Source organism: Methylobacterium sp. SyP6R (genome assembly GCF_019216885.1).
In the GTDB taxonomy this organism is placed as follows: Bacteria; Pseudomonadota; Alphaproteobacteria; order Rhizobiales; family Beijerinckiaceae; genus Methylobacterium.
Genome location: NZ_JAAQRC020000001.1, coordinates 4440164 through 4462500, shown reverse-complemented (window position 1 = coordinate 4462500; position 22337 = coordinate 4440164). Strand labels below are relative to the sequence as shown.

Below are 22337 nucleotides of genomic sequence, written 5' to 3'. Positions count from 1 at the left end.
AAGACCAACTCCCATGGTGTGACGGGCGGTGTGTACAAGGCCCGGGAACGTATTCACCGTGGCGTGCTGATCCACGATTACTAGCGATTCCGCCTTCATGCACCCGAGTTGCAGAGTGCAATCCGAACTGAGACGGCTTTTGGGGATTCGCTCCAGGTCGCCCCTTCGCTGCCCATTGTCACCGCCATTGTAGCACGTGTGTAGCCCATCCCGTAAGGGCCATGAGGACTTGACGTCATCCACACCTTCCTCGCGGCTTATCACCGGCAGTCTCCCCAGAGTGCCCAACCGAATGATGGCAACTAGGGACGTGGGTTGCGCTCGTTGCGGGACTTAACCCAACATCTCACGACACGAGCTGACGACAGCCATGCAGCACCTGTGTGCACGCCTCCGAAGAGGACAACGGATCTCTCCGCCTAACATGCCATGTCAAGGGATGGTAAGGTTCTGCGCGTTGCGTCGAATTAAACCACATGCTCCACCGCTTGTGCGGGCCCCCGTCAATTCCTTTGAGTTTTAATCTTGCGACCGTACTCCCCAGGCGGAATGCTTAATGCGTTAGCGGCGCCACTGACCTGCATGCAGACCAACGGCTAGCATTCATCGTTTACAGCGTGGACTACCAGGGTATCTAATCCTGTTTGCTCCCCACGCTTTCGCGCCTCAGCGTCAGAACCGGACCAGACAGCCGCCTTCGCCACTGGTGTTCTTGCGAATATCTACGAATTTCACCTCTACACTCGCAGTTCCGCTGTCCTCTTCCGGTCTCAAGCCAACCAGTATCGAAGGCCATTCCGTGGTTGAGCCACGGGCTTTCACCCTCGACTAAATCAGCCGCCTACGCGCCCTTTACGCCCAGTGATTCCGAGCAACGCTAGCCCCCTTCGTATTACCGCGGCTGCTGGCACGAAGTTAGCCGGGGCTTATTCCTCCGGTACCGTCATTATCGTCCCGGAGAAAAGAGCTTTACAACCCTAAGGCCGTCATCACTCACGCGGCATGGCTGGATCAGGGTTGCCCCCATTGTCCAATATTCCCCACTGCTGCCTCCCGTAGGAGTCTGGGCCGTGTCTCAGTCCCAGTGTGGCTGATCATCCTCTCAGACCAGCTACTGATCGTCGCCTTGGTGAGCCGTAACCTCACCAACTAGCTAATCAGACGCGGGCCGATCCTTCGGCAGTAAACCTTTCCCCAAAAGGGCGTATCCGGTATTAGCTCAAGTTTCCCTGAGTTATTCCGAACCGAAGGGCACGTTCCCACGCGTTACTCACCCGTCTGCCGCTGACCCCGAAGGGCCCGCTCGACTTGCATGTGTTAAGCCTGCCGCCAGCGTTCGCTCTGAGCCAGGATCAAACTCTCAAGTTGAAGAGCTGATCAAAGCTGATCACAATAGTAACGGAGGCTCACGACCGACCGGCGTTTCCACCGGATCGTGTGAGCACCGAAACGTTAAGACCAGCATCATCCTACTCACGACCGGTTCCGAAGGAACCGGCCCGCAGGGACGACGCCGTCCACGCTTCTCTTTCTCGTATGAACTTGTCAAAGAGCGGGTCGGGCCGGGAGCCAGACCTTGTACCCTGGATAACAGGAAGCCGAGCCGGGTTTCCCTGGCCCTTGCTTCACCGTCTCTGGGGAAGTCCTTCGCGGCGGCCAGTTCGTCGGCGCCCCGTCGGTGAGCAGCTGTCTAAGGGTAGCCGGCTCGCCTGTCAACACGGCTGCGATCCGGAGAGCACGGCCGAACTGACAGCGGCATATCGACGGCGATTCCGCGCGGTTGAGAAGCGTGCGGGTCGGGTGAACCAGCCTGCGATGCTCTCATATTTTTCCGGCCATGTTCGTGATGGCGGGCAGCGACGCGAACGGTCCGCGGTGCCGGCATAGAATCGAACACGAGGATGGACCATTTGGAGAATGCCGTGGCCGAAGCCGGCGCGTAGCGGGCAGGCCGCATGGGCTCGGGCGATGCATCCCCATTCCTTATCCCGCAATTCGCATAAGCAGCATTATGGAATGATCGAGCATGCCCGCCCGGGTGCCGGGCCGAATGCCGAAATTTCGAACTTACCCTGGGCGACGTACGCTTTAAGAAGGATCCCGTCCTCGTCCTCCTGCAACAGATCCTGCCGATGCCCAGCACTCCGCCCGAAGCCGCCGCCTGGGGTCCCCCGGTGATCCGCACCATCGCCATGCCGGCCGATACCAACCCGGCCGGCGACATCTTCGGCGGCTGGCTCATGGCGCAGATGGATCTCGCCGCCGGCAACGTGGCGGCCCGCCGGGCGCGGGGGCGCTGCGCCACCATCGCCGTCGAGGGCATGACCTTCCTGCAGCCGGTCGTCGTCGGCGACGAGGTCAGTCTCTACGCGAAGATCGTTTCGGTGGGCCGCTCTTCGATCCGCATCCAGATCGAGGCCTGGCGCCGCGCCCGGGAGAGCGAGGAAACCATCAAGGTCACCCAGGCGCTGTTCACCTTCGTGGCGATCGACGAATCCCGGCGCCCGCGCCCGGTGCCGCCGGAGGCCGCGTCCGAGGCGCCGGGTCCGGCGTGAGCTTCCAGGCCCACGCCCGTCCGGCCTCGGCCCTGGGCCGCCGAAGGCCCATCTGACACGTCGAGCGGCCGCGCGTCGGGTACGGGCGCGCCACTGATGCTCGAAAATCGTGCACGCCAACTGTTGCATCAGTCCGTCGATTGTTGACAATCGACGATGAGAGAGGCCACGGATGAACGCCCAGCGCCCGAGACCCGCGACCGACGGCTTTGCCCGCGTCCCCAAGGACACGTTCCGAAGCCGCATCGCCGACAGCCTCCGGAACGCGATTCTCGGCGGCGACATCGCGCCCGGCTCGCAGCTCGTCGAGACGGCGCTCGCGGAGCAGTTCGGCGTGAGCCGCGGCCCGTTGCGCGAGGCGATCCGGCAGCTGATCGAGGAAGGCATTCTCGAGACGGTTCCCTACACGGGGACCTACGTCATCGACATCTCGGTCAAGGACGTCGACGAGATCTACTCGATCCGCCGCAACCTGGAGACTTTCGCGTTCGAGCTGGTCTGGGACCGGCGGGGCGCGGCGTTTCGGAACGAACTGCATCGCCGGCACGAGGCCCTCACGGCGACGATCGATGCGGGCGACGACAAGGCCAGCATCCTCGCCGAGCTGAGCTTTCACGGCGCGGTCTACGAGGCGACCGGGCATTCCTTCCTGCTGCACGTCTGGCATGGTCTGCGCGGCCGGCTGCAGCTCTACTGGGCGGCCCATCACCGCGCCCACGGGCTGCGCGGGCCCCGTCGCGACGGGCACGACACCTATCTGCGCCTCGCCCTCGGCGACGACTGGGAGGCGATGCGCGGCGAGATCGAGAGCCACATGCGTCGCGGCGCCGAGCAGACCAAGGCCTTCCTCGACGAGCGCGAGCGCCGGCAGGAGGCGCGCCCGTGAACGCCGCGCCGATCATGCCGCCTGCGAAGGGCTCGGCCCTGCCCGCAGCCGACGACGAGACGAATCGCGCCGCAGGCCGGCGACCGAACCACCCCAGGAGAGCATCCATGACCCGTCGCCGCGACTTCCTCGCTCTCGCCCTCGCCTCGGCGGGGACGATGGCCGGCCTGCGCCCCGCCGCGGCTCAGGGGACGAACTCGCTCGACCGCATCAGGCGGAGCGGCCGCCTGCGCATCGGCGTCACCTCGGCTGAGCCGTGGTTCTTCAAGGACCCGATGGCCGGGACCTGGAGCGGCGTCGGCATCGATCTCGGCAACGCGCTGGCGAGCGACCTCGGCGTGACCATGGTGCCGGTGGAGACGAGCTGGGCGAATTGCGTCGCGGCGATCCAGGCCGACCAGATCGACGTCATGTTCGTCCTCGACCCGACCGAGGAACGCCGCAAGGCGATCGACTTTCCCGACAGCCCCCTCTTCTACTACGCCGCCGGCGCCCTCGTGCGGCCCGACCAGACGGCGACCACGTGGTCCGACCTCGACAAGCCCGGCATCCGCATTGGTGTGACGCTCGGTACCTCGGTCGACCGTACGGTGACCGAGACCCTGAAATCCGCCAGCATCAGCCGGTTCTCGAACAACGACGAGGCGGTGGCCGCCTTCGCGGCCAAGCGCGTCGATGCCGTCGCGCAGTTCCACCCGGCTTTGGTCGTGCAATACGCCCGGCTGAAGCTCGGCAAGGTGGTGCTCCTGAAACCGGTCACCCCCGTCGCCACCAGCGCCGGCATCCGCCGGGACGGCGATCCGGCGTTCAAGATCTGGCTCGGCGAGCGTTTCGCCGCGCTCTACGCCGCCGGCAAGCCGCAGGAGTATTTTTCGAAATACCTCCAGACCCGCGGCATCGACCCGGCGACCGTGCCCGGCCTCGTGCGCGAGAAGTGGGCCTGACGACCCACACCGGGGAGGACGGTCATGAATTACACCTGGGACTTCATGCCCGTCCTGCGCCATCTCGACATGCTGGCGCTCGGGCTCCTGAACACCGTCAAGATCGCGGCCGTGTCGATCGTGCTCGGCGTCGGATTCGGGCTCGTTCTGGCGCTGATGCGGCTGTCGTCGTCCCGCCTCGTGCGGGCGCCGGCGACGGGCTTCATCGAGTTCTACCGCAACACGCCGCCGATCGTGCATTTCTTCTGGTTCTTCTACGCGCTGCCGGTTCTGGCCGATATCAGCCTCGATCCCCTCGCCGCGGCGATCCTGGCGCTCTCGACCCAGTCCGGAGCGTTCTATGCCGAGGTGTTTCGCGGCGGTATCGTCTCGATCGAGAGGGGCCAGTGGGAGGGCGCCAAGGCCATCGGCATGAGCCGGGCGCAAGTCATGCGCCGGGTGATCCTGCCGCAGGCGGTCGGCCGCATGGTGCCGCCCTTCGTCGAGCGCTCCTTCGAGCTGACGAAGACCACGGCGCTCGCCTCCACCCTCGCCTATGGCGAGCTCCTCTACCAGGCGATGCAGGTCAACAGCCAGACCTTCCGGCCGCTCGAAGTCTACACCGTGGTGGCTCTCCTTTATCTCGTTCTGCTGATCACCGCGAGTGCGCTGGCGCGCCTGGCCGAGCAGCGCCTGACCGCCTATCGCTGAGGTCCCGGACATGACCTACGACTGGGATTTCAGCCTGCTCGTGCAGAACTGGCCGGTGCTGCTGCGCGGCCTCCTCGTCACGGTGGAACTCTGGATTCCCGCCATGGCGGCCGGGCTCGCGCTCGGTTTTCTCCTCGGCCTCGCCCGGCTGTCCCGTTCGGGCTGGATCGCGAAGCCGGCGCTCGGCGCTATCGAGGTGTTCCGGGGCACGCCGGTCCTGATCCAGCTGATCTGGTTCTTCTACGCCTGCCCGATCGTCATCGGCGTCCAGCTCACGCCCTTCGTGGCGGCCCTGCTCGGGCTCACCCTCAACACCGCCGCCTATTGCGCCGAGATCTTTCGCGGCGGGGTCCAGTCGATCCCGAAGGGCCAGTTCGAGGGCGCGCGGGCGCTCGGCATGACCCGATCCCATGCGATGCGGCGGGTGATCCTGCCGCAGGTCCTGCGCCGGATGCTACCGGCCTTCACCAATCGCGCCATCGAACTCGCGAAGGTGACCTCGCTCGCCTCCGTGCTCTCGGTACACGAACTGATGTATCAGGGGCGGCTCTTGAGCTCGACCTATTACCGGCCGCTCGAGATTCTGACGAGTGTGGCGATCGTCTATTTCGTCCTGATCTATCCGGGCAGCGTCCTCTCCGCCCGCCTGGAGCGGCGTCTGGCCGCCCGCAGCTGAAGGATTTCGCCCGCGATGACCACACCGTTGATCGAGGTTCACGATCTCCACAAGTCGTTCGGGCCGCACGAGGTCCTGCGCGGTATCGACCTCAAGGTGATGCCGGGCGAGCGCGTCGCGATCATCGGCGGCTCGGGCTCGGGCAAGAGCACGCTCCTGCGCTGCCTCAACTTCATGGAGATGCCGACGCGGGGGCGGATCGCCCTCGACGGCCGCGTGCTCGGCCGGCCGGGCCGGGACGGCGCGACCCTCTATCCGGAGAGCGAGCTGTGCGGGGTGCGCCGGCGCGTCGGCATGGTGTTCCAGCAGTTCAACCTCTTCCCGCACCAGACGGCGCGCGAGAACGTCATGGAAGGCCTCGTCACCGTGAAGGGCATGAAGCGGGCGGAAGCCCGCGCCCGGGCGGAGGCGGAACTCGGCAAGGTCGGCCTGTCCGAGAAGCGCGACGCCTATCCGAGCCGGCTCTCCGGCGGCCAGCAGCAGCGGGTGGCGATCGCCCGAGCGCTGGCGATGGACCCCGAGATCCTGCTTTTCGACGAGCCCACCTCCTCCCTCGATCCAGAACTGGTCGGCGAGGTGCTTCGGGTGATCCGCGGTCTTGCCGAGGAAGGGCGCACCATGCTCCTCGTCACCCACGAACTCGGCTTCGCCTACCACTTCGCCACGAAGGTGGTCTTCCTGGCCGACGGCCGCTTCGACGAGGTCGGCACCCCCGACGAAGTGCTGAAAGCCCCGCGCGGCGAGCGGACCCGCAGCTTCCTCGCCCGCCACAGCGAATTCGCGTTCTGACGCGCCTCCCGTCATCTTTCGAGGGATTTCCTTTGTCCGGCACCCAGACCACCAGCGCGTCGAGCGCGCAGGGCTATCTCGACGATCCCCGCAACGACGGCGTGCTCGTCTATGTGAACGGCGAGTTCGTCCCCCGCGACCGGGCGTCGGTCTCGGTCTTCGATGCCGGTTTCGTGCTCGGCGACGGCGTGTGGGAGGGCCTGCGCCTCGTCAACGGCAAGCTGCTCGCCCTCGACGACCACATGGACCGGCTCTACGAGGGCGCGGGCTCGATCGCCCTCGATATCGGGCTCGCCCGCGAGGAGATAGTCGCGGCGATCCGGGCGACCCTCGACCGCAACGGGATGCGGGACGGCGCCCATATCCGCCTGATGGTCACCCGCGGCCGCAAGCGCACGCCGAACCAGGATCCCCGCTTCGCTCTGGGCCGGGCGACGATCGTCATCATCGCCGAGTACAAGACCCCGCGGCCCGAGGCCAAGGCGGCCGGGCTCAGCCTCATGACCTCGACCATCCGGTGCAGCACGCCGGACGTGTTCGACCTGCGGCTCAACTCGCATAGCCGCCTCAACTTCATCCAGGCGCTGATCCAGGCGATCAATTGCGGGGCCGACGAGGCCTTGATGCTCGACCAGTCCGGCTTCGTGGCGAGCTGCAACTCGACGAACTTCTTCATCGTCCGAAAAGGCGAGCTGTGGACCTCGACGGGGCGGTGCAACTTCAAGGGCATCACCCACCGCAAGGTGATGGAGGTCTGGCGCGAGGCCGGCGGCACCGTGCGCGAGCTCGACTTCACCCTGGCCGAGACCTATGCCGCCGAGGAAGCCTTCGTGACCGGGACGCTCGGCGGCATCACTCCGGTGACCCGGATCGACGGCCGCCGCATCGGCACCGGCGCGCCGGGCCCGGTCACCGCCGAGGTCGCCCGGCTCTACCAGGCCTATACGCTCCGCTAGGATCGCCGCGATGGCCTTGCGCCGGGCGGCCGCGTGGCGGCCCTCCTTCGTCCTGCGCCGCCTCGTGCGGCAGGAGGAGATCCTCGTCGCGCTGCTCTCGGGCCTCGTCGGGTTCCTCGCCGGGCTCGTCGTCGCCGCGATGGTCCTGGCGGCGCGGGCGATGCATGTCCGGCTGTTCGGCCTGCCGAGCGAGGCGCTGAGCGGGGCCGAGGCGGTCGCGCCCTGGCAGGCGCTCCTGGTCCCGGCCCTCGGCGGGCTGCTCCTCGGGGGCTTCGGCATTCTGCTCGCCCGCTACCGCCGGACCGGCCGCATCGTCGACCCGATCGAGGCCAACGCCCTCCATGGCGGCCGGATCTCGGGGCGCGACAGCCTGATCGTCGTGGCGCAGACCCTCCTGTCGAACGGCTTCGGTGCCTCGGTGGGCATGGAGGCGGGCTACACCCAGGCGGCGGGTGCGCTTGCCTCCAAGCTCGGCCGGGCGTTCCGGCTCCGGCGCAGCGACATGCGGGTGATCGTCGGTGCCGGCACCGCGGGGGCCATTGCCGCCGCCTTCGACGCGCCGCTCACCGGCGCCTTCTACGCCTTCGAACTGGTGATCGGGGCCTACGCGATCGGCTCGCTGGCGCCGGTCGCCGCGGCGTCGATCTGCGCGGTCGGCGCCATGCGGCTTCTCGTCGAGCCGTCCTCGTTCCAGATCGGGTTCGCCGGGACGCTGGCGCTTCGCGACTACGCGCCGATCCTCGCGATGGGCTTCGTCTGCGCGGGCGTCGCCATCGCGGTGATGCGCGGCGTGCCCCTCGTCGAGGCGGGTTTCCGCCGCAGCGGCGTGCCGGTCCCGTTGCAGCCGGCCCTCGGCGGGCTCGCCGTGGGGGCCCTCGCCCTCGTCACCCCGGCCGTGCTCTCCTCGGGCCACAGCGCCCTGCATGTCGGGTTCGAGGCGTTCTACACCCCGGCCTTCCTGGTCGCGCTGATCGTCCTGAAGGCGGTCGCCTCCGCCATCTCGATCGGCAGCGGCTTTCGCGGCGGCCTGTTCTTCGCCTCGCTCTTCCTCGGCGCGATGCTGGGCAAGCTCGTCGCCTTCGCGTGGATGTCGCTGTTCTCGCTCCAGGTCCCGGCGGTGGTGCTCGGCATCGTCGGGATGAGCGCCATGGCGACGGCGATCCTCGGCGGTCCGCTCACCATGGCGTTCCTCGCGCTCGAGACCACCGGCAGCCTGCCGCTCACCATCGCGGTGCTGGCGGCCTCGGTCGTCGCCTCGCTGACGGTGCGGCGGACCTTCGGCTATTCCTTCGCGACGTGGCGCTTCCACCTGCGCGGCGAATCGATCCGCAGCGCACTCGATGTCGGCTGGATCCGCAGCCTCACCGTCGGACGGACCATGCGGCCGGACATCCGCACCGTGCGGGTCGACATGCCGGTCAAGGGCTTCCGGCGCGAATTCCCCCTGGGCTCGACGCAGCGGGTCGTCGTGCTCGGCACCGACGGCCTCTATGCCGGCATGGCCTACGTTCAGGAACTGCACGATGCAGCGCGCGAGGTCGAAGCGCTCGGCGAGGTCCTGCACCTGTGCGACGAGGTCCTGACGCCGGAGATGAACGTGAAGGAGGCGCTCGCGGTGTTCGAGCGGGCGGAGGCCGATGCGCTCGCGGTGGTGGCCGGTGCCCGCGACCGGCGGGTGATCGGCCTCCTGACGGAGCAGCACGCGCTACGCCGCTACAGCGAGGAACTGGACCGCACGAGCCGCGACCTGGCGCCGACCTGAGCGCCCTGCCCCGCTATGGCCTTGCCCGGGGCCTCACGGCCGGTCACCGCTGGCGGGGCGCGTCGATGCCGAGTTCGCTCGCCATCCGGACGAGGTCGGCCAGCGAGCGGGCCTCCATCTTCTCCATCACCCGTCTTTTGTGGACCTTGGCGGTGATCTCCGAGACGCCGAGCTCCGCGGCGATCTGCTTGTTCATCAGGCCGCCGATGGCGAGGCCGAACACGTCGCGCTCGCGGCCAGTGAGGGAGGCAAGCCGGCCCGCGAGCGCGGCCTGGGCGGCTTGGGCGGCCTGGGCGGCGGCGTCGAGGGCGAGCGCCCGCGCGATCGCCTCCAGGATCGCCTCGTCGTCGGCGGGCTTCGTCAGGAATTCGACCGCCCCGCCCCGCATCGCCCGCACGGTCATCGGGATCGTGCCGTAGCCGGTCAGGAAGACGATCGGGATCGTGGTGCCGGAGGCCTGGAACCGGGCCTGGACGTCGAGGCCGCTCTCGTCGGTCAGCCGCACGTCGAGGAGGATGCAGGCGGGCCGGGCGATGCCCGGATCGGCAAGCAGCGCCGAGGCGTCGGCGTAGCCCAGGGCCTTCAGACCGGCCGAGACGCAGAGGCGCACGAGCGCCGTCCGCAGGGCCGCGTCGTCGTCGACGATGTGAACGGTGCCGGTCTGCATGAGGCTGGGTTTTGCGCTGCGTCTCCCGCGGTGGGCTCGCCGTCGGGCCCTTCGGGTAGCGCGACCTTATGGGGTCTAACACGGAATCACGGCGTGTCGAACACGTCCGACAAGCAGCGCGCGAGTTCCTCGGCCTCGAAGGGTTTGGCAAGATACGCGAAGGCCCCGGCATCGAGGGCCTGCCGGCGGTTCGCGGCGCTCGGCGCGGCGGTGGCGAGGATCACCCGCAGGCCTGGGCGGCGCACCCGCAGCCGCTGCAGCAGGTCGAGGCCCGACAGGCCCGGCATCTGCAGGTCGGTGACGACGCAAGCAGGCTCGACGGCGCCGAGGGCGGCGAGCAGGAGCCCGGCCTCCTTGAACAGCATCGGCGCGTAGCCGAGGGAGCGGATCAGCCGGGACAGGGCGAGGCCGACGGCGGGATCGTCGTCGACGATCGCGACGAGGCGGGAGGTCAGGCCGGCGACGGGCATGAGGCCGGGTCTCGAGCCCGATGTTGGCCCGTATCTTGGCCCGTATCTTGGACCGGGAGCCTGATGTGGAACGCGGCGCCGCCGCCCGGCGCCTCGTCGACCCAGAGGTCGCCGCCATGGGCGTCGATGCAGGTCCGGCAGATCGCCAGCCCCATGCCCATGCCGCCCGCCTTGGTGGAGTGGAACGGCGCGAAGATGCGCGCCCGCTCCTCGGGCGCCACGCCCGGGCCGGTATCGCTCACCGTGACGCGGACTGCGCCGGGCTCGGCCCGCACGCTCATCCCGATCGTCCGGCCCCCGCGCGATCCCACCATCGCCTGGGCGGCGTTGACCAGGAGATTGACAAGCACCTGCTCGATCTGGACGAGGTCGCCGGCGACCGGCGGGAGACCGGATTCGGCGGTCAGGAGGACGGCGGCGCCGTTGGCGCGAAGCTCCCGCTCGGCGATCAGCGTCGCTTCCCGCGCCGCCTCGACGACATCGATCGGCACCGGCGCCGGGGCGGCCGTGCCGAAGAGCGAGCGCGTGCGGGCGACCACGTCGCGGGCGCGCCTGGCCTCGGAGACGACGTCCTCGAGGGCGGCCGTCACCTCGGCGAGGTCCGGCTCCGGCCGCCTGAGCCAGCGCAAGGAGGCCTGGGCGTTGGCGGCGATCGCCGCGAGCGGCGTGTTGACCTCGTGGGCGATCGACGCGCTCACCGCCCCCACGGTGACCGAGCGCGCGGCGCGGGCGAGGCCGCTCTCCGCCTCGGCCAGTCGCGCCTGCGCGCGCTTGTAGGCGGTGATGTCGAGGGAGGTGACGAGGATGTCGGAGAAGCCCTCGGGATCGCGCGGCAGCATGGCGGTGAACAGCACGTCGGCCTGGTTGCCGTCGGCCCCCACGATATGCGCCTCCGAGCGGAAGAAGCGGTCGCCCCGGCCGATCGCCACCAGCCATTGCACGAAGGTCTGGTCGGTCGGCGGCAGGAGCCGGTCGAGGGGGCCGACGAAGACCGTCTTGTCCGGCGCTCCGGTCTCCTCCAGCGTGAAGGCGTTGACGTCCCGGATCAGGACCCTGCCGCACAAGGCCCGCAGCTCCGCGGGCCGGACGGCGAAGTGGCCCTCGATGTCCGACACCCCGGCCCGGCGCAAGGACGCCACGGCCTCGCCGACTGCGCTCCAATCCTCCCGCCACATCGAGATCCCGGCGCGCTCGAAGATCGCGGAAAACCGCGCCTCGCTCGCCCGCAGCCGGCGCCGCAGGCCGGCGATGTGCAGGATGCCCAGCACCGTGGCGGCGAATGCGGCGGCCGAAATCCAGCCGTTCCCGCCGGAGAGGCCCGCCCAGCATCCGACGACGACGGCCGGCATCCCGACAGCGAGGCCGGCCTTGCCCGCATCCCCGACGAGACCCGGCCAGCGGCGCCGCGGCGCGGAGAGCATCCAGGCCGGCAGCGCGTCGGCGGCGGCGGAGGCGTCGCCGGCGGAAGCGAGGCTGGGCCACCGCGAGAAGACCTGTGCCGAGCCCTGGTTCATGCCGACATCCAGTTGGGGAGCGGTGTGTAGGCGAAGCCGGGCGCCCCCGTCGCCGATACGGGTGTATAATAGCGTCGAGGCTCCGCGGCTTGGACATTGCCGCGCATGGATCTGCATCGGCACGGCGCGTTCAAGTTTCCCAGGGCCGGCCTCGTCGCCTCTTCGCAAGGAAGGGGCTGGTCGGGCGTGGCGGCGGAGTTGCGCTGCCACCCGCCCGGCGAATTGCCGGCGATCGTGCCGACCCAGATGGAGATCACCATCGCCACGCGGCGCAGCCCCGGCGCCTATGTCAGCCGGAAGGGCGCCGGGAGGCGCCAGCGGAATGCCGTCGAGGCCGGCACGGTGTGGTTCTGCCCGGTCGGAGTGGCCGAGGACGACATCGTCATCTCGGGCCCCCTGCATGACATCCTCCACGTCTACCTGCCGGCCGAGGGGTTCGCCCGCATGGCCGACCTCTACGGCGATGCCCGCATCCGCGCCGACGCGGTCCGTTACCTCGCCGATGTCGACGACGACCTGGTGCGCCAGCTCGGGCTCGCCATCGGCCGCGAGCTCAGGACCGAGACCGCCGCCGGGCGGATGCTGGTCGAGGCGGCCTCGTTCTCCCTGGTGGCGCGGGTCGCGCAGATGTACGGCCACGATCGCCCGGACGGCGCGGAAGCGGAGGAGGCCGGATCGACCTGCCAGGCCCGGATCCGCAGGGTGACGGACTTCATCCGCGACAACCTCCACCGCGACCTGACGGTGGCGGAACTCGCCGAAGTCGCCTGCCTGAGCCCGTTCCACTTCGCCAGGATGTTCAAGGCGGTCACCGGCAGCACGCCGCACAGCTTCGTCAGTGCCGCGCGCCTCGAGGAGGCGCGCCGTCTCCTGGCCCGGACCGGGATGCCGCTCGGCGAGATCGCCCTGCGCTCTGGCTTCTCCGGACAATCCACCTTCACCAGCGCGTTCAAGCGCGCCACCGGCTGCACCCCGGGGGATTATCGCCGCCAGCAAAGCCCGCAATAGCAAGGACGGCAAACGACAGAGCAGGAATCGCGAAGACGCTTGTCGCAGAGGATGAGATCATGAACCCGTCAGAGCCGGGTGATTGGAATGAATCTCAACGACTGTCCCAGATCTTCCCCTGACCTTGCATCCCATGATCGCCGCGAGGCGAGATCAGGTGCCGCGCACCGGCCCGACCGGGCAAGGCCTCTCCCGTCGAACCGGGCGAGCGGCCTGAACGGCGAGCGCATGGCCCGCCATATCGGCGTCGCGGCGGACTCGTCCCTGACGCTCGCCCATCGCGGCAGCCCCCTCGTCGTCACCCGCCTGCGCGGCGTGCTCGCCCCCGGCACCCGGACCGCACCGCTGAAGCAGGAGGCGGCCTACAGCATCGTGGTGCAGCTCCAGCCGCTGCAGCACCACGCCTTCACGGTGGGCGGGCGCCAGCGGCATTGCGGCGGCGTGCCGGAACAGGCCGTCAGCGTCGTCAGCCTGACGGATTCGCCGGTCTCGACGATGAGCGGCCCCCTCGACGTGGTCCAGTTCTACCTGCCCCACGCCCTCCTCGATTCCTTCGCGCGGGAGGAAGGCCTCGCCCGGCCCTCGCGCCTCGCCTGGCCCCGGGCGGACCGGGACCCGGTCGCCGCAGGCCTCGTCGACCTGCTGCTCCCGCAGATGGCCGAGCCCGATCCGGCCCGGGCGATGTTCGCCGAGCACGTGGCGATGGCCTTCCTCGCCCACGCGATCGAGCGCTACGGCGACGGCCCGGCCCCGGCCCCGGCCCCCGTCCGCAGCGGGCTCTCACCCTGGCAGGAGCGCCGCGCCAGGGACCTGATGCAGGCCCGCCTCGCCACGCCGCTGACGATCACCGAGGTTGCGGAGGCCTGCCGGCTGTCGCCGAGCTACTTCGCCGCCGCGTTCCGCCGCAGCACCGGGCATTCGCCGCACCGCTACCTGACGGCCTTGCGGATCGACGAGGCCAAGCGCCTGATGCTCGGCACCGCGCTGCCGCTGGCCGAGGTGGCATTGCTCTGCGGCTTCGGCGACCAGAGCTACTTCACGCGCGCCTTCTCGCAGGCGGTCGGCACCAGCCCGGGGCAGTGGCGGCGGCTGCATCGCGAGCATGGCGACGCCCACGAGGGGGCGTACGCCGTCGCCGATGGCCGGGCGACGGCACGAGCCGTCAGCCGGGACCCTGCGCCAGCCTCTCGGTGAGGCGGGGCGCCGCTCCGGCAGCGCTCACGGCCCGGCCACCTCCGATCCGGCGAGGACCGGGGGAAGGTGCTCGGCCAGGAAGGCCACGAAGGCCGCGACCTTCGGGCAGGCGACCTGCCCGCCCGGCCAGATCGCGGCGACCTCGCGCCGGTTCACGGTCTCGTCGGGGAGCAGGATCCGCAGGTCGCCGGCCCGGATCGATTCGCTGGCCCAGAATTCCGGGATGCAGGCGATCCCGGCGCCGCCGAGGGCCGCGGTCAGCAGCATCTCGTCGTGGTCGGCGATGCAGCGGATGCCCAGGCGGGCGCTGCGCCGGGCGTGGTCGGGGCCGAGCGGCCAGCCGTCGAGCTGGCAGGTCGAGGCGTTGCGGCTGCGCAGGCAATCGTGCCGGTCGAGGTCGTCGAGCGTGGCCGGCGCGCCGCTGCGGGCGAGGTAGCCGGGCGATGCCACGAGCACGAGGCGGAAGCCGCCGAGGCGGCGCGTGCGCAGGCGCGAATCCTTCAGCGTCCCGATCCGGAGCGCGGCATCGAACCCCTCCTCCACCATGTCGACGAGGCGGTTGGTGGAGACCAGCTCGAGTTCGAGTTCCGGGTGGGCCGCCATGAAGGCCAGGAAGACCCGGTTCCACGGCCGGCCGACCAGCGGGACGCTGACGCGCAGCTGGCCCCGCAGGGCCCCGCGCGCCTCGGCGATCTCGCGCTCGGCCGCGGCGACGGCCTCCATGATCGGGCGGCCGCGTTCGAGCAGCCTCACCCCGTCCGCCGTGAGGCTGAGGCTGCGGGTGTTGCGGTGGAACAGCCGGACCTCCAGCCGCTCCTCCAGGCGCAGGATCGTCTTGCCGACGGCGGACGCCGTGAGGCCGAGCACCCGCGCGGCGGCCGCGTAGGAGCCGGAATCCGCGACCTGCACGAACACCGATAGGCCGGCGAGCTTGTCCATCACCCCTGCCGTCGATCCGGGCCGAGCCCCCGGATGCCATGCGGGCGGGGGCGGAACAAGCCGCCGGCTGCGCGCGCCCTCACCCCCGATGCGCCCGCCGCCACTGCCCCGGGCTCGACCCGACCGCGCGGGTGAAGATGCGGGTGAAGTAGCTCTGGTCGTTGAAGCCGCAGGCGAGCGCGATGTCGGAGAGGGACAGGGCCTCGTCCCGCAGCAGCGCCTTGGCGCGCTCGATCCGAATCTCGGTGAGGGTCCGGTGCGGGGGCTGGCCGGTGCTGCGCCGGAAGGCCCGCGCGAAGTGGCTCGCCGTCAGGCCGCATTCCCGGGCGATGTCGGTGATGGTCAGCCGCGTCGCGAAGCGCGCCTGCATGATCTCCCGCGCCCGGCGCTCCTGCCAGGCCGCCAGGCCGCCGATGCAGGGCGTGCCCGGCCGCATCCGGCCGTAGGTGCCGGCGAAATGGGCGAGCAGGCCGAGGCAGATCTGCTCGACGAACACGCCGTTCGCCGGGCCGGCGGCGGGCGCCGCGAGCAGGATCCGCGACAGCGACGCGACGATCGGGTCCGGCGTCTGCCGGCACCAGGCCAACGTGTCGACCGGGCCCGCGTCGTTGTCGCGCGCGAAGGCGTCGAGGGCCGCCCGGGGGACGTAGTACTGCACGGCGTCGACCTCGCCGCGGAGCCGGCACTGCACCGGCTCGCGCAGGTCGAGCACGCTCACCGTATCGGCCGCGTAGGCGCCGCCGAATACCCGTCTGCCCCCGCACCATCGCTCGTGCAGGTCGAGGCCGCGCAGGAGGTGGACGAGGCTGAACGCGTCCTCCGCGACGGTCGGCGCCAGCCGCTCCTCCAGGGCGTGCCGGCCGGAGAGCCGCGTCACGCCGATCCGCAGGTGATCCTCGCGGTGGACGCCATGCAGCCAATCGCCGGCAACGCCGAGATGCGCGGCGAACCGCTCGCCGAGAAACAGGTCCGCCGGCGGCGGGCTGCCGGTCACCACCGCGTCGTCTCGATGTCGGGCTTCATCCGCGCAGGTATGTCGGCTGCATCGGGCGCCGAAAATCCACGTCCCGGTCCGGACAGAGCGGACGAACGGTCCGGACTCCCGGGATCCCGGTGCGGCTGGACGGATCCGCACAAGCCGCGCCGCGATCGTCCAATCCCGGGCAGCGTCCCGGCCCTATCGTGCCCGCCGCCAACGGGGAGTCTCGCGATGACGACGATCACGACGAAGGACGGGACCGAGATCTATTACAAGGATTGGGGCGCGGGGCAGCCGATCCTGTTCAGCCACGGCTGGCCGCTCTCGGCCGACATGTGGGACGCCCAGATGCTGTTCTTCGCCGAGCGCGGCTACCGCACGGTGGCGTTCGACCGGCGCGGCTTCGGCCGGTCGGGCCAGCCCTGGGGCGGCTACGACTACGACACGATGGCGGACGACATCGCCGCCCTGATCGAGGCGCGCGACCTGCGCGACGTTGTGCTGGTCGGCTTCTCGATGGGCGGCGGCGACGTGACCCGCTACATCGCCCGGCACGGCTCGGGGCGGGTCGCCAAGCTGGCGCTCGTCAGCGCCATCACACCGATCTTCGGCAGGACCGCCGACCATGACGGGCCGGACAAGGCCTTCTTCGACGCCCTGAAGGCCGGGATCGTCAAGGACCGGGCGCAGTTCCTCGACGACTTCAACCCGGTCTTCTACGGCACCAACAAGGGGATGACCGTCTCGCCGGGCGTGTTCAAGCAGACGCTGCAGATCGCCCTGACGGCGTCGATCAAGGCGACGGTCGATTGCGCCACCGCCTTCGCCGAGACCGACTTCCGGCCCGACATGGCCAGGATCGACGTGCCGACCCTGGTGGTCCACGGCGATGCCGACCAGGTCGTGCCGTTCGAGTCCACCGGCAAACTCGCCGCCGAGATGATCCGCGGCGCGACGCTGAAGGTCTATCCGGGCGCGCCGCACGCCACCGCGACGACCCATGCCGACCGGCTCAACGCCGACCTCCTGGCCTTCATCCAGGGCTGACCTGCATCCGCGCGGCGCCGTCGGCGCCGCGCCCTACTTCCCGCCCGCGAGGGCGTAGACCGCCAGCTTCTTGCCGACGCCGCGCAGCGGGAAGCGGCCGAGGCAGGTCAGGGAGGACGAGACACCCGGCAGGGCCGCGAAGGCGCCCGAGACCAGCACGTCGGTGTCGAGTTCCTTCGTCAGCCCTTCCAGCCGGGCGGCCACGTTGACCGCCGGGCCGATGATGGTGAAGTCGAGCCGGGTGCGCGAGCCGATATTGCCGTACATCACCGCCCCGGCATGGACACCGATCCCGTAGCCGAGCGGCTCCTGGCCCGCGGCGTCGCGGGCCGCGTTGAGGTCGCGCATGGCGAGGCGCGCCTGCCCGGCGGCGCGGAGCGTGGCCCCGCCCACGTCCGGACCGTCGAGGGGGAAGATCGCCAGGAGACCGTCGCCGATGAACTTCAGGATCTCGCCGCCGTTGCGCTCCACCGGGCAGCACACCGCGTCGAAATAGTCGTTGAGGAGCGCGATCACGTCGTCGCGCGGCCACAGCTCGGAGATCCGGGTGAAGCCGCGCAGGTCGACCACCATGATGGCGGCCTCGACGGTGACGCCGCTGCCGCGCCGCGTCGCGCCGTTCAGGATCATCTCGCCGGCATGCGGTCCGACATAGGTGTCGAGGAGGAGGCGCGTCAGGCGGTTCTTGTGGCGCACCTCGGTGACGACGGCGAGCGCCGGCAGCAGCTCGGCCAGGAGTTCGACCTCGGCCGGGATGAACCCGCCCGGCCGGTCGCTGGCGAAGGCCGCCATGTGGCGCTTGCCCAACGTGTAGCGCAGCGGCCAGGCGACGAAGTCGGTCAGGCCCTCCACCGCCATCAGGCCGGCGACCTCCGGATGCGCCTCGTTCCCCGTCTCGCCCCGGCGCTGGCGCACCATCGCGGCGCCGGCCATGATCCGCGCCGCCGGGCTGCCGCGGAACCCTTCCGTCCCGAACAGCCCGTAATCGAGGTTGCGCGAGCGCGGCGCGCGGCAGCCCGTCCGCCACAGGATCTCGATCCCGAGCCATTGCGGATGGTTGGTGCGCAGGTGCAGCGTCGCATGCGCCACCGCGACGCCGTGGCGGCGCAGCCGATCGCAGAACCCCGCGAAGACGTCGTCGAGGAAGCGCTCGTCCACCGCATCGTGCAGCAGCCAGCGCATGAGTGCATCGCGCAGGCCGGACGGCGGCTCCCCGCCGGAATCGTGATCCTCGATCATGGCCCTCCCGGTCGGTCCGCCCGCCGGGGCGGCGGGCGGCCGCAGGATCGGATGACGGCGGTCCGGAGTCTTGTCGATTCTCGCGGTGTTTTGTCGGTCCAGGCCCCGAATCGTCGGGCTGCCGGACGCATGGGCTCACCCCCGCGGCGCCAGCACGATGACGGCTGCGCCGGCCAGGCACAGGGCGGCTCCCGCGCAATCGTACCGGTCCGGCCGCTGGCCCTCCGCGCCCCATAGCCAGAGCAGCGAGGCCGCAATGTAGATGCCGCCATAGGCCGCGAAGGCCCGGCCGGCGGCATCCGACTCGGTGAGCGCCAGAAGCAACGCGAAGGTGCCGAGGGCGAGACATCCCGGCACCAGCCACACCGGCGAGGCGCCGAGCCGCCACCAAGCCCAGACCGAGAAGCAGCCGGCGATCTCGGCGAGCGCGGCGGCGGCGTAGAGGAAGAAGGTCGGCATGGCGCGACTTCTCCCACGCCGTGCCGTCTCGCGGAAGCGGTCTCAGGCTCGCCGCTTCATGAGTGCCGCGGCCGCGAAGCCGACGCCGGCCATCACTGCCCCGGTGGTCAGGGGGTTGAGCTTCGCTCGCGTGTAGGTGCTGGTGTGGCGCACCATCCCCGGATGGTCGCCGCGCACGTGGCCGTCCTGCGTCGGCCGATGGAGGGCGCCGTTCGGATCGCGCGGCGGCTCGGCGCGGAGCTGCTGGCCGGCCATCACGGCCCCGAGGCGATCGAAGGTGCCGGGCGCGAGCTTCTTCAGGCCGGTCATGGCGCGGCCGCCGCCGCCGACGATGATGTCGCGCTGCGGGTAAACCGCGGCGTGCAGGATCGCGTGGGCGACCTCGTCCGGATGGTAGACCGGCGGCGGCAGCTTCGGCTCGCGGTCGAGGTAGTTGCGGGCGTGCTGCGGGAACGGGGTGTCGATCGCCGCCGGCTTGATCAGCGTCACCGAGACCGGGGCCCGGTCCTGCTCCAGCTCGGCCCGGAGCGCGTCGGTGAACCCGCGGATCGCGTGCTTGCTCGCCGAGTACATGCCCTGCAGGGGGATCGCGAGATCGGAGGCGATGCTGCCGAGATTGACGATCGCGCCGCCGCGCCGGCGCAGATGGGGCGCCGCCACCAGCGAGCCGTAGACCACGCCCCAGAAGTTGGTCTGGAACAGCCGGTCGTGGTCCTCGTCCGAGACCTCCTCCAGGCGGCCGTAGATCGAGATGCCGGCATCGTTGACCCAGGTGTTGAAGCCGCCGAAGCGCTGCACCGCCTTGTCGGCGATGGCCTGCACGTCCTCGCGCCGGCCGACATCGGCAACGACGTGGGTCGCCTCGCCCCCCGCCGCCTCGATCTCCTCCTGGATCGCCGCCAGCGCCTCGCCGTTGCGCGAGGCGAGCACCACCCGGGCGCCGGCCCGCGCCGCCATGCGGGCGGTGGCGAGCCCGATGCCGCTGGAGCCGCCGGTGATGACGATCACCTGCTCGGCGAGGGGCTTGTGCGCGTGGCTCATGGAATCCTCCGTACAGGATGGGGGTATCCAGGCCCTAACGATGACGGGCGCGCTTCGTTCATTCGGGCGCGCGCTTGCAGGTTCCTGCCATATCTCGAACCTCTGACAGGAGCCCGAACAAGCTATTGGACAGGAGGTCACCGCGCCCCCATGATCCCGCACGCGGCGAGGCCCCCGACGCCAATCTCCAGAGGGGCCCGTCCGCACGGTCAAGTCAGGGAGGACATCGATGGCAGGGACGGGTCGTGCCGGAAACGTCACGCGGCGCGAAGCGCTGATCGGCGCAGGCGCCGCGGGGGCGAGCCTGATGCTGCCGGGCGGTTCGGCTTTCGCGCAGGGCGCGAAGCCCGCCGAGCTGAAGGTCGGCATCGCCACCTACCTGTCGGGTCCGGCCAGCGTCTTCGGCGTGCCCGGCCGCCAGACCGCCGAGATGCTGTTCGACGAGATCAACGCCGCCGGCGGGATCAGTGGGATCAAGGTGCGGCCGATCTTCGTCGACGAGGGCCCGGGCGTCGACCACGTGGTCGGCGAGTATCGCCGGCTGGTGCAGTCGGAGGGCGTGCACCTGATCTTCGCGGCGATCTCGTCGGCCGATTGCATCGCCTGCGCGCCGCTCGCCGACGAACTGAAGCGCCCGACGCTGCTGTGGGATTGCGGCACCCAGCGCATCTTCGAGGATAACCGCTACTCTTACGCTTTTCGCACCCAGGCCAACGCCACGCCGGAGATCCTCGCCGCGCTTCTCTACCTGCTGAAGGTCAAGCCGGACTTCAAGTCGATCGCGGTGATCAACCAGGATTATGCCTGGGGCCGCGATTCCTGGGACATTTTTCGGACCGCGATGAACACCCTGAAGCCCGGGGTGAAGATCTCGGCCGAGCTGTTTCCGCGCTTCGGCGCCACCGACTTCTCGACCGAGATCACCCGCGTGCTCGCCTTGCGGCCCGACGTGGTCCTCTCGACCTCCTGGGGCGGCGACCTCGACGCGCTGATCCGCCAGGCCTCGGACCGCAAGCTGTTCGAGCGCGCGACCTTCGTGATGCCGCTCGCCGAATCCTCGCTCCAGCGGGTCGGCAAGGCGCTGCCCGCCGGCCACATCGTCGGCGCGCGGGGCGACCACTGGTTCCTGCACCCCTCCCCGGCCGATCCCGAGCGGCTGAAGCGCTTCAGCGACACCTACAAGGCCAAGTACAATGCCTGGCCGATCTATCCGTGCTTCCACATGGCCCAGGCCGTCTCGGCGATGAAGGCCGGCATCGAGAAGGCGGTCGCGGCGAAGAACGGCGGCTGGCCGACCGATGCGGAACTGGCTGCCGCCTTCAAGGGCCTCGAATTCCCCTCCCCCACCGCCAGCGTGCGCATCCGCGAGGACGGCCAGGGCCTTGAGAACCAGCTGATCGGCACCACCCTGCACTCCGACAAGTACCCGTTCCCGGTGCTCACCGACATGATCGTCTTCCCGGCCGAGTCCGTGACGACGCCGGTCGGCCAGAAGAGCGCCGACTGGCTGAAGACGCTGACCCCCGACATGGTGGCGAAGCTCCCGCAGGCGCAGGCCTTCAAGAGCTGATGGCCTGGTTGTCGGAGAACGGGATCCTCGTCGGGCTCGCCCTGCTCGACGGGCTGTCCTACGCCGCCGCCGTCTTCATGGTGGCGGTGGGGCTGAACCTGGTGTTCGGCGTGCTGCGGGTGCTCAACGTCGCCCATGGCAGCCTCTACGCCATCGGCGGCTACACGGCCGCGTCGATCGGGCTGTTCGCCGCCTCGCTCGGCGCGCCGCCCTGGCTCGGCCTGCCGATCCTGCTCGCGGCGTCGGTGCTGGTCGGGGTCGTGCTCGGGCCGCTGATCGAGCGGCTGCTGCTGCGCCGGATGCAGGACCGCGAGCCGGTCCTGCAACTCCTCGTCACCTTCGCGCTGTTCATGATCCTGGAGGATTTGCAGAAGCTGGTCTGGGGCGTGCAGCCGGTGGTGTTCGATGCGCCGCTGAAATGGCTCGGCACCGTCGATGTCCCCTTCGGGACGGACGTCATCCCGTTCACCGCCTACCAGCTCTACGTACTGCCGGGGGTGGCGCTCGCGACGCTGGCCATCCTCGCCTATGTGCTGCGCTACACCCTCACCGGCCGCATGGTCGTGGCGGTCACGGTCGACCGCGAGGCGGCCCGGGCCATGGGCATCGACGCCGCCAAGGTGACGATGCTGACCTTCACGGTCGGGGCGGCGCTGGCGGCCTTGGGCGGCGCGCTCGCGGCCCCCACCGTCTCGCTGGTGCCGGGTGTGGGCGCCTCGACCATCGTGCTCTCCTTCGCGGTGGTGGCGACGGCCGGCCTCGGCCAGATCGAGGGGGCGGCTGTGGCGGCACTCCTCATCGGCCTCGGCCGCTCCTTCGCGGTCTACGTGGCTCCGGAATTCGAGGTGGTGGTGCCCTACGCGATCATGGTGGCGGTGCTGCTGTTCCGGCCGCAGGGGCTGTTCGGCGTGGCGGAGACCCGGCGGATATGACCTGCGCTCTCACTCAAGGA

The 22337-nt window shown here is 70.0% G+C and carries 21 protein-coding genes and 1 rRNA gene (1 of these 22 cut by a window edge); 13 read left to right on the top strand and 9 right to left on the bottom strand.

Going from position 1 to position 22337, the window contains the following annotated elements; all coding sequences use genetic code 11:
* Positions 1–1368: ribosomal RNA gene (locus tag HBB12_RS20540) — 16S ribosomal RNA — on the bottom strand; it reaches 115 nt to the left of the window's first position.
* Between the two features lie 764 nt (positions 1369–2132).
* Between HBB12_RS20540 and HBB12_RS20535 the strand changes: the two genes are divergently transcribed.
* The 8 genes from HBB12_RS20535 to HBB12_RS20500 all read left to right on the top strand — a co-directional run bounded on the left by HBB12_RS20535 (position 2133) and on the right by HBB12_RS20500 (position 9258).
* On the top strand, positions 2133–2555 hold the full coding sequence (locus HBB12_RS20535; RefSeq protein ID WP_236991048.1) for an acyl-CoA thioesterase: 423 nt from the start codon (positions 2133–2135) through the stop codon (positions 2553–2555).
* Between the two features lie 172 nt (positions 2556–2727).
* Positions 2728–3441, top strand: a complete 714-nt coding sequence (locus HBB12_RS20530; RefSeq protein WP_236991047.1) for a GntR family transcriptional regulator — start codon at positions 2728–2730, stop codon at positions 3439–3441.
* A 107-nt stretch (positions 3442–3548) separates the two neighbouring features.
* Complete coding sequence (locus tag HBB12_RS20525) at positions 3549–4385, top strand: transporter substrate-binding domain-containing protein (protein WP_236991046.1); 837 nt, start codon at positions 3549–3551, stop codon at positions 4383–4385.
* 24 nt (positions 4386–4409) lie between these two features.
* Positions 4410–5075 (top strand): amino acid ABC transporter permease, encoded by a 666-nt coding sequence (locus tag HBB12_RS20520; protein WP_236991045.1) that lies wholly within the window; start codon positions 4410–4412, stop codon positions 5073–5075.
* 10 nt (positions 5076–5085) lie between these two features.
* Positions 5086–5751: an amino acid ABC transporter permease gene (locus HBB12_RS20515; protein WP_236991044.1), complete on the top strand. Its 666-nt coding sequence runs from the start codon at positions 5086–5088 to the stop codon at positions 5749–5751.
* A 15-nt stretch (positions 5752–5766) separates the two neighbouring features.
* A complete protein-coding gene (locus HBB12_RS20510) occupies positions 5767–6540 on the top strand; it encodes an amino acid ABC transporter ATP-binding protein (protein ID WP_236991043.1) in 774 nt (257 codons plus the stop codon).
* 32 nt (positions 6541–6572) lie between these two features.
* The gene (locus HBB12_RS20505; protein WP_236991042.1) at positions 6573–7496 is read left to right on the top strand and encodes an aminotransferase class IV; all 924 of its coding nucleotides are present in this window, start codon (positions 6573–6575) and stop codon (positions 7494–7496) included.
* A 10-nt stretch (positions 7497–7506) separates the two neighbouring features.
* Positions 7507–9258 carry a chloride channel protein gene (locus tag HBB12_RS20500; RefSeq protein WP_236991041.1) on the top strand — a complete coding sequence of 584 codons (1752 nt, stop codon included), beginning with the start codon at positions 7507–7509 and terminating at the stop codon, positions 9256–9258.
* Positions 9259–9301: 43 nt separating this feature from the next.
* Here HBB12_RS20500 and HBB12_RS20495 read toward each other — a convergent pair whose 3' ends face one another.
* The 3 genes from HBB12_RS20495 to HBB12_RS20485 all read right to left on the bottom strand — a co-directional run bounded on the left by HBB12_RS20495 (position 9302) and on the right by HBB12_RS20485 (position 11909).
* The gene (locus tag HBB12_RS20495) at positions 9302–9925 is read right to left on the bottom strand and encodes a response regulator transcription factor (protein ID WP_236991040.1); all 624 of its coding nucleotides are present in this window, start codon (positions 9923–9925) and stop codon (positions 9302–9304) included.
* A gap of 86 nt (positions 9926–10011) precedes the next feature.
* Positions 10012–10395 (bottom strand): response regulator, encoded by a 384-nt coding sequence (locus tag HBB12_RS20490; RefSeq protein WP_236991039.1) that lies wholly within the window; start codon positions 10393–10395, stop codon positions 10012–10014.
* A complete protein-coding gene (locus HBB12_RS20485; RefSeq protein WP_236991038.1) occupies positions 10377–11909 on the bottom strand; it encodes a sensor histidine kinase in 1533 nt (510 codons plus the stop codon). Before HBB12_RS20485 ends, HBB12_RS20490 begins: the two co-directional genes overlap by 19 nt.
* Positions 11910–12014: 105 nt before the next feature.
* Here HBB12_RS20485 and HBB12_RS20480 point away from each other — a divergent pair, with 105 nt between their 5' ends.
* Both HBB12_RS20480 and HBB12_RS20475 read left to right on the top strand, forming a co-directional pair.
* Positions 12015–12917, top strand: coding sequence for a helix-turn-helix domain-containing protein (locus HBB12_RS20480; protein WP_236991037.1), 903 nt, complete (start codon positions 12015–12017; stop codon positions 12915–12917).
* 228 nt (positions 12918–13145) lie between these two features.
* Positions 13146–14111 (top strand): helix-turn-helix domain-containing protein, encoded by a 966-nt coding sequence (locus HBB12_RS20475; protein WP_236991036.1) that lies wholly within the window; start codon positions 13146–13148, stop codon positions 14109–14111.
* 24 nt (positions 14112–14135) lie between these two features.
* On the opposite strand, the gene HBB12_RS20470 is transcribed toward HBB12_RS20475, so the two are convergent.
* Positions 14136–15050 carry a LysR family transcriptional regulator gene (locus HBB12_RS20470; protein WP_236992846.1) on the bottom strand — a complete coding sequence of 305 codons (915 nt, stop codon included), beginning with the start codon at positions 15048–15050 and terminating at the stop codon, positions 14136–14138.
* Positions 15051–15129: 79 nt separating this feature from the next.
* A complete protein-coding gene (locus tag HBB12_RS20465; RefSeq protein WP_236991035.1) occupies positions 15130–16044 on the bottom strand; it encodes a helix-turn-helix transcriptional regulator in 915 nt (304 codons plus the stop codon).
* Between the two features lie 216 nt (positions 16045–16260).
* Between HBB12_RS20465 and HBB12_RS20460 the strand changes: the two genes are divergently transcribed.
* On the top strand, positions 16261–17076 hold the full coding sequence (locus tag HBB12_RS20460; RefSeq protein ID WP_236991034.1) for an alpha/beta fold hydrolase: 816 nt from the start codon (positions 16261–16263) through the stop codon (positions 17074–17076).
* 33 nt (positions 17077–17109) lie between these two features.
* Here HBB12_RS20460 and HBB12_RS20455 read toward each other — a convergent pair whose 3' ends face one another.
* The 3 genes from HBB12_RS20455 to HBB12_RS20445 all read right to left on the bottom strand — a co-directional run bounded on the left by HBB12_RS20455 (position 17110) and on the right by HBB12_RS20445 (position 19815).
* Positions 17110–18315 carry an adenylate/guanylate cyclase domain-containing protein gene (locus HBB12_RS20455; protein WP_236991033.1) on the bottom strand — a complete coding sequence of 402 codons (1206 nt, stop codon included), beginning with the start codon at positions 18313–18315 and terminating at the stop codon, positions 17110–17112.
* Positions 18316–18450: 135 nt separating this feature from the next.
* A complete protein-coding gene (locus tag HBB12_RS20450; RefSeq protein ID WP_236991032.1) occupies positions 18451–18774 on the bottom strand; it encodes a YnfA family protein in 324 nt (107 codons plus the stop codon).
* Positions 18775–18816: 42 nt separating this feature from the next.
* Positions 18817–19815, bottom strand: a complete 999-nt coding sequence (locus HBB12_RS20445; RefSeq protein ID WP_236991031.1) for an SDR family oxidoreductase — start codon at positions 19813–19815, stop codon at positions 18817–18819.
* 229 nt (positions 19816–20044) lie between these two features.
* Between HBB12_RS20445 and HBB12_RS20440 the strand changes: the two genes are divergently transcribed.
* Together HBB12_RS20440 and HBB12_RS20435 are read left to right on the top strand one after the other, a co-directional pair.
* A complete protein-coding gene (locus HBB12_RS20440) occupies positions 20045–21385 on the top strand; it encodes an ABC transporter substrate-binding protein (RefSeq protein WP_236991030.1) in 1341 nt (446 codons plus the stop codon).
* Complete coding sequence (locus HBB12_RS20435; RefSeq protein WP_236991029.1) at positions 21385–22317, top strand: branched-chain amino acid ABC transporter permease; 933 nt, start codon at positions 21385–21387, stop codon at positions 22315–22317. The genes HBB12_RS20440 and HBB12_RS20435 overlap by 1 nt, the downstream gene beginning before the upstream one ends.
* The last annotated feature ends 20 nt before the right edge of the window (positions 22318–22337 follow it).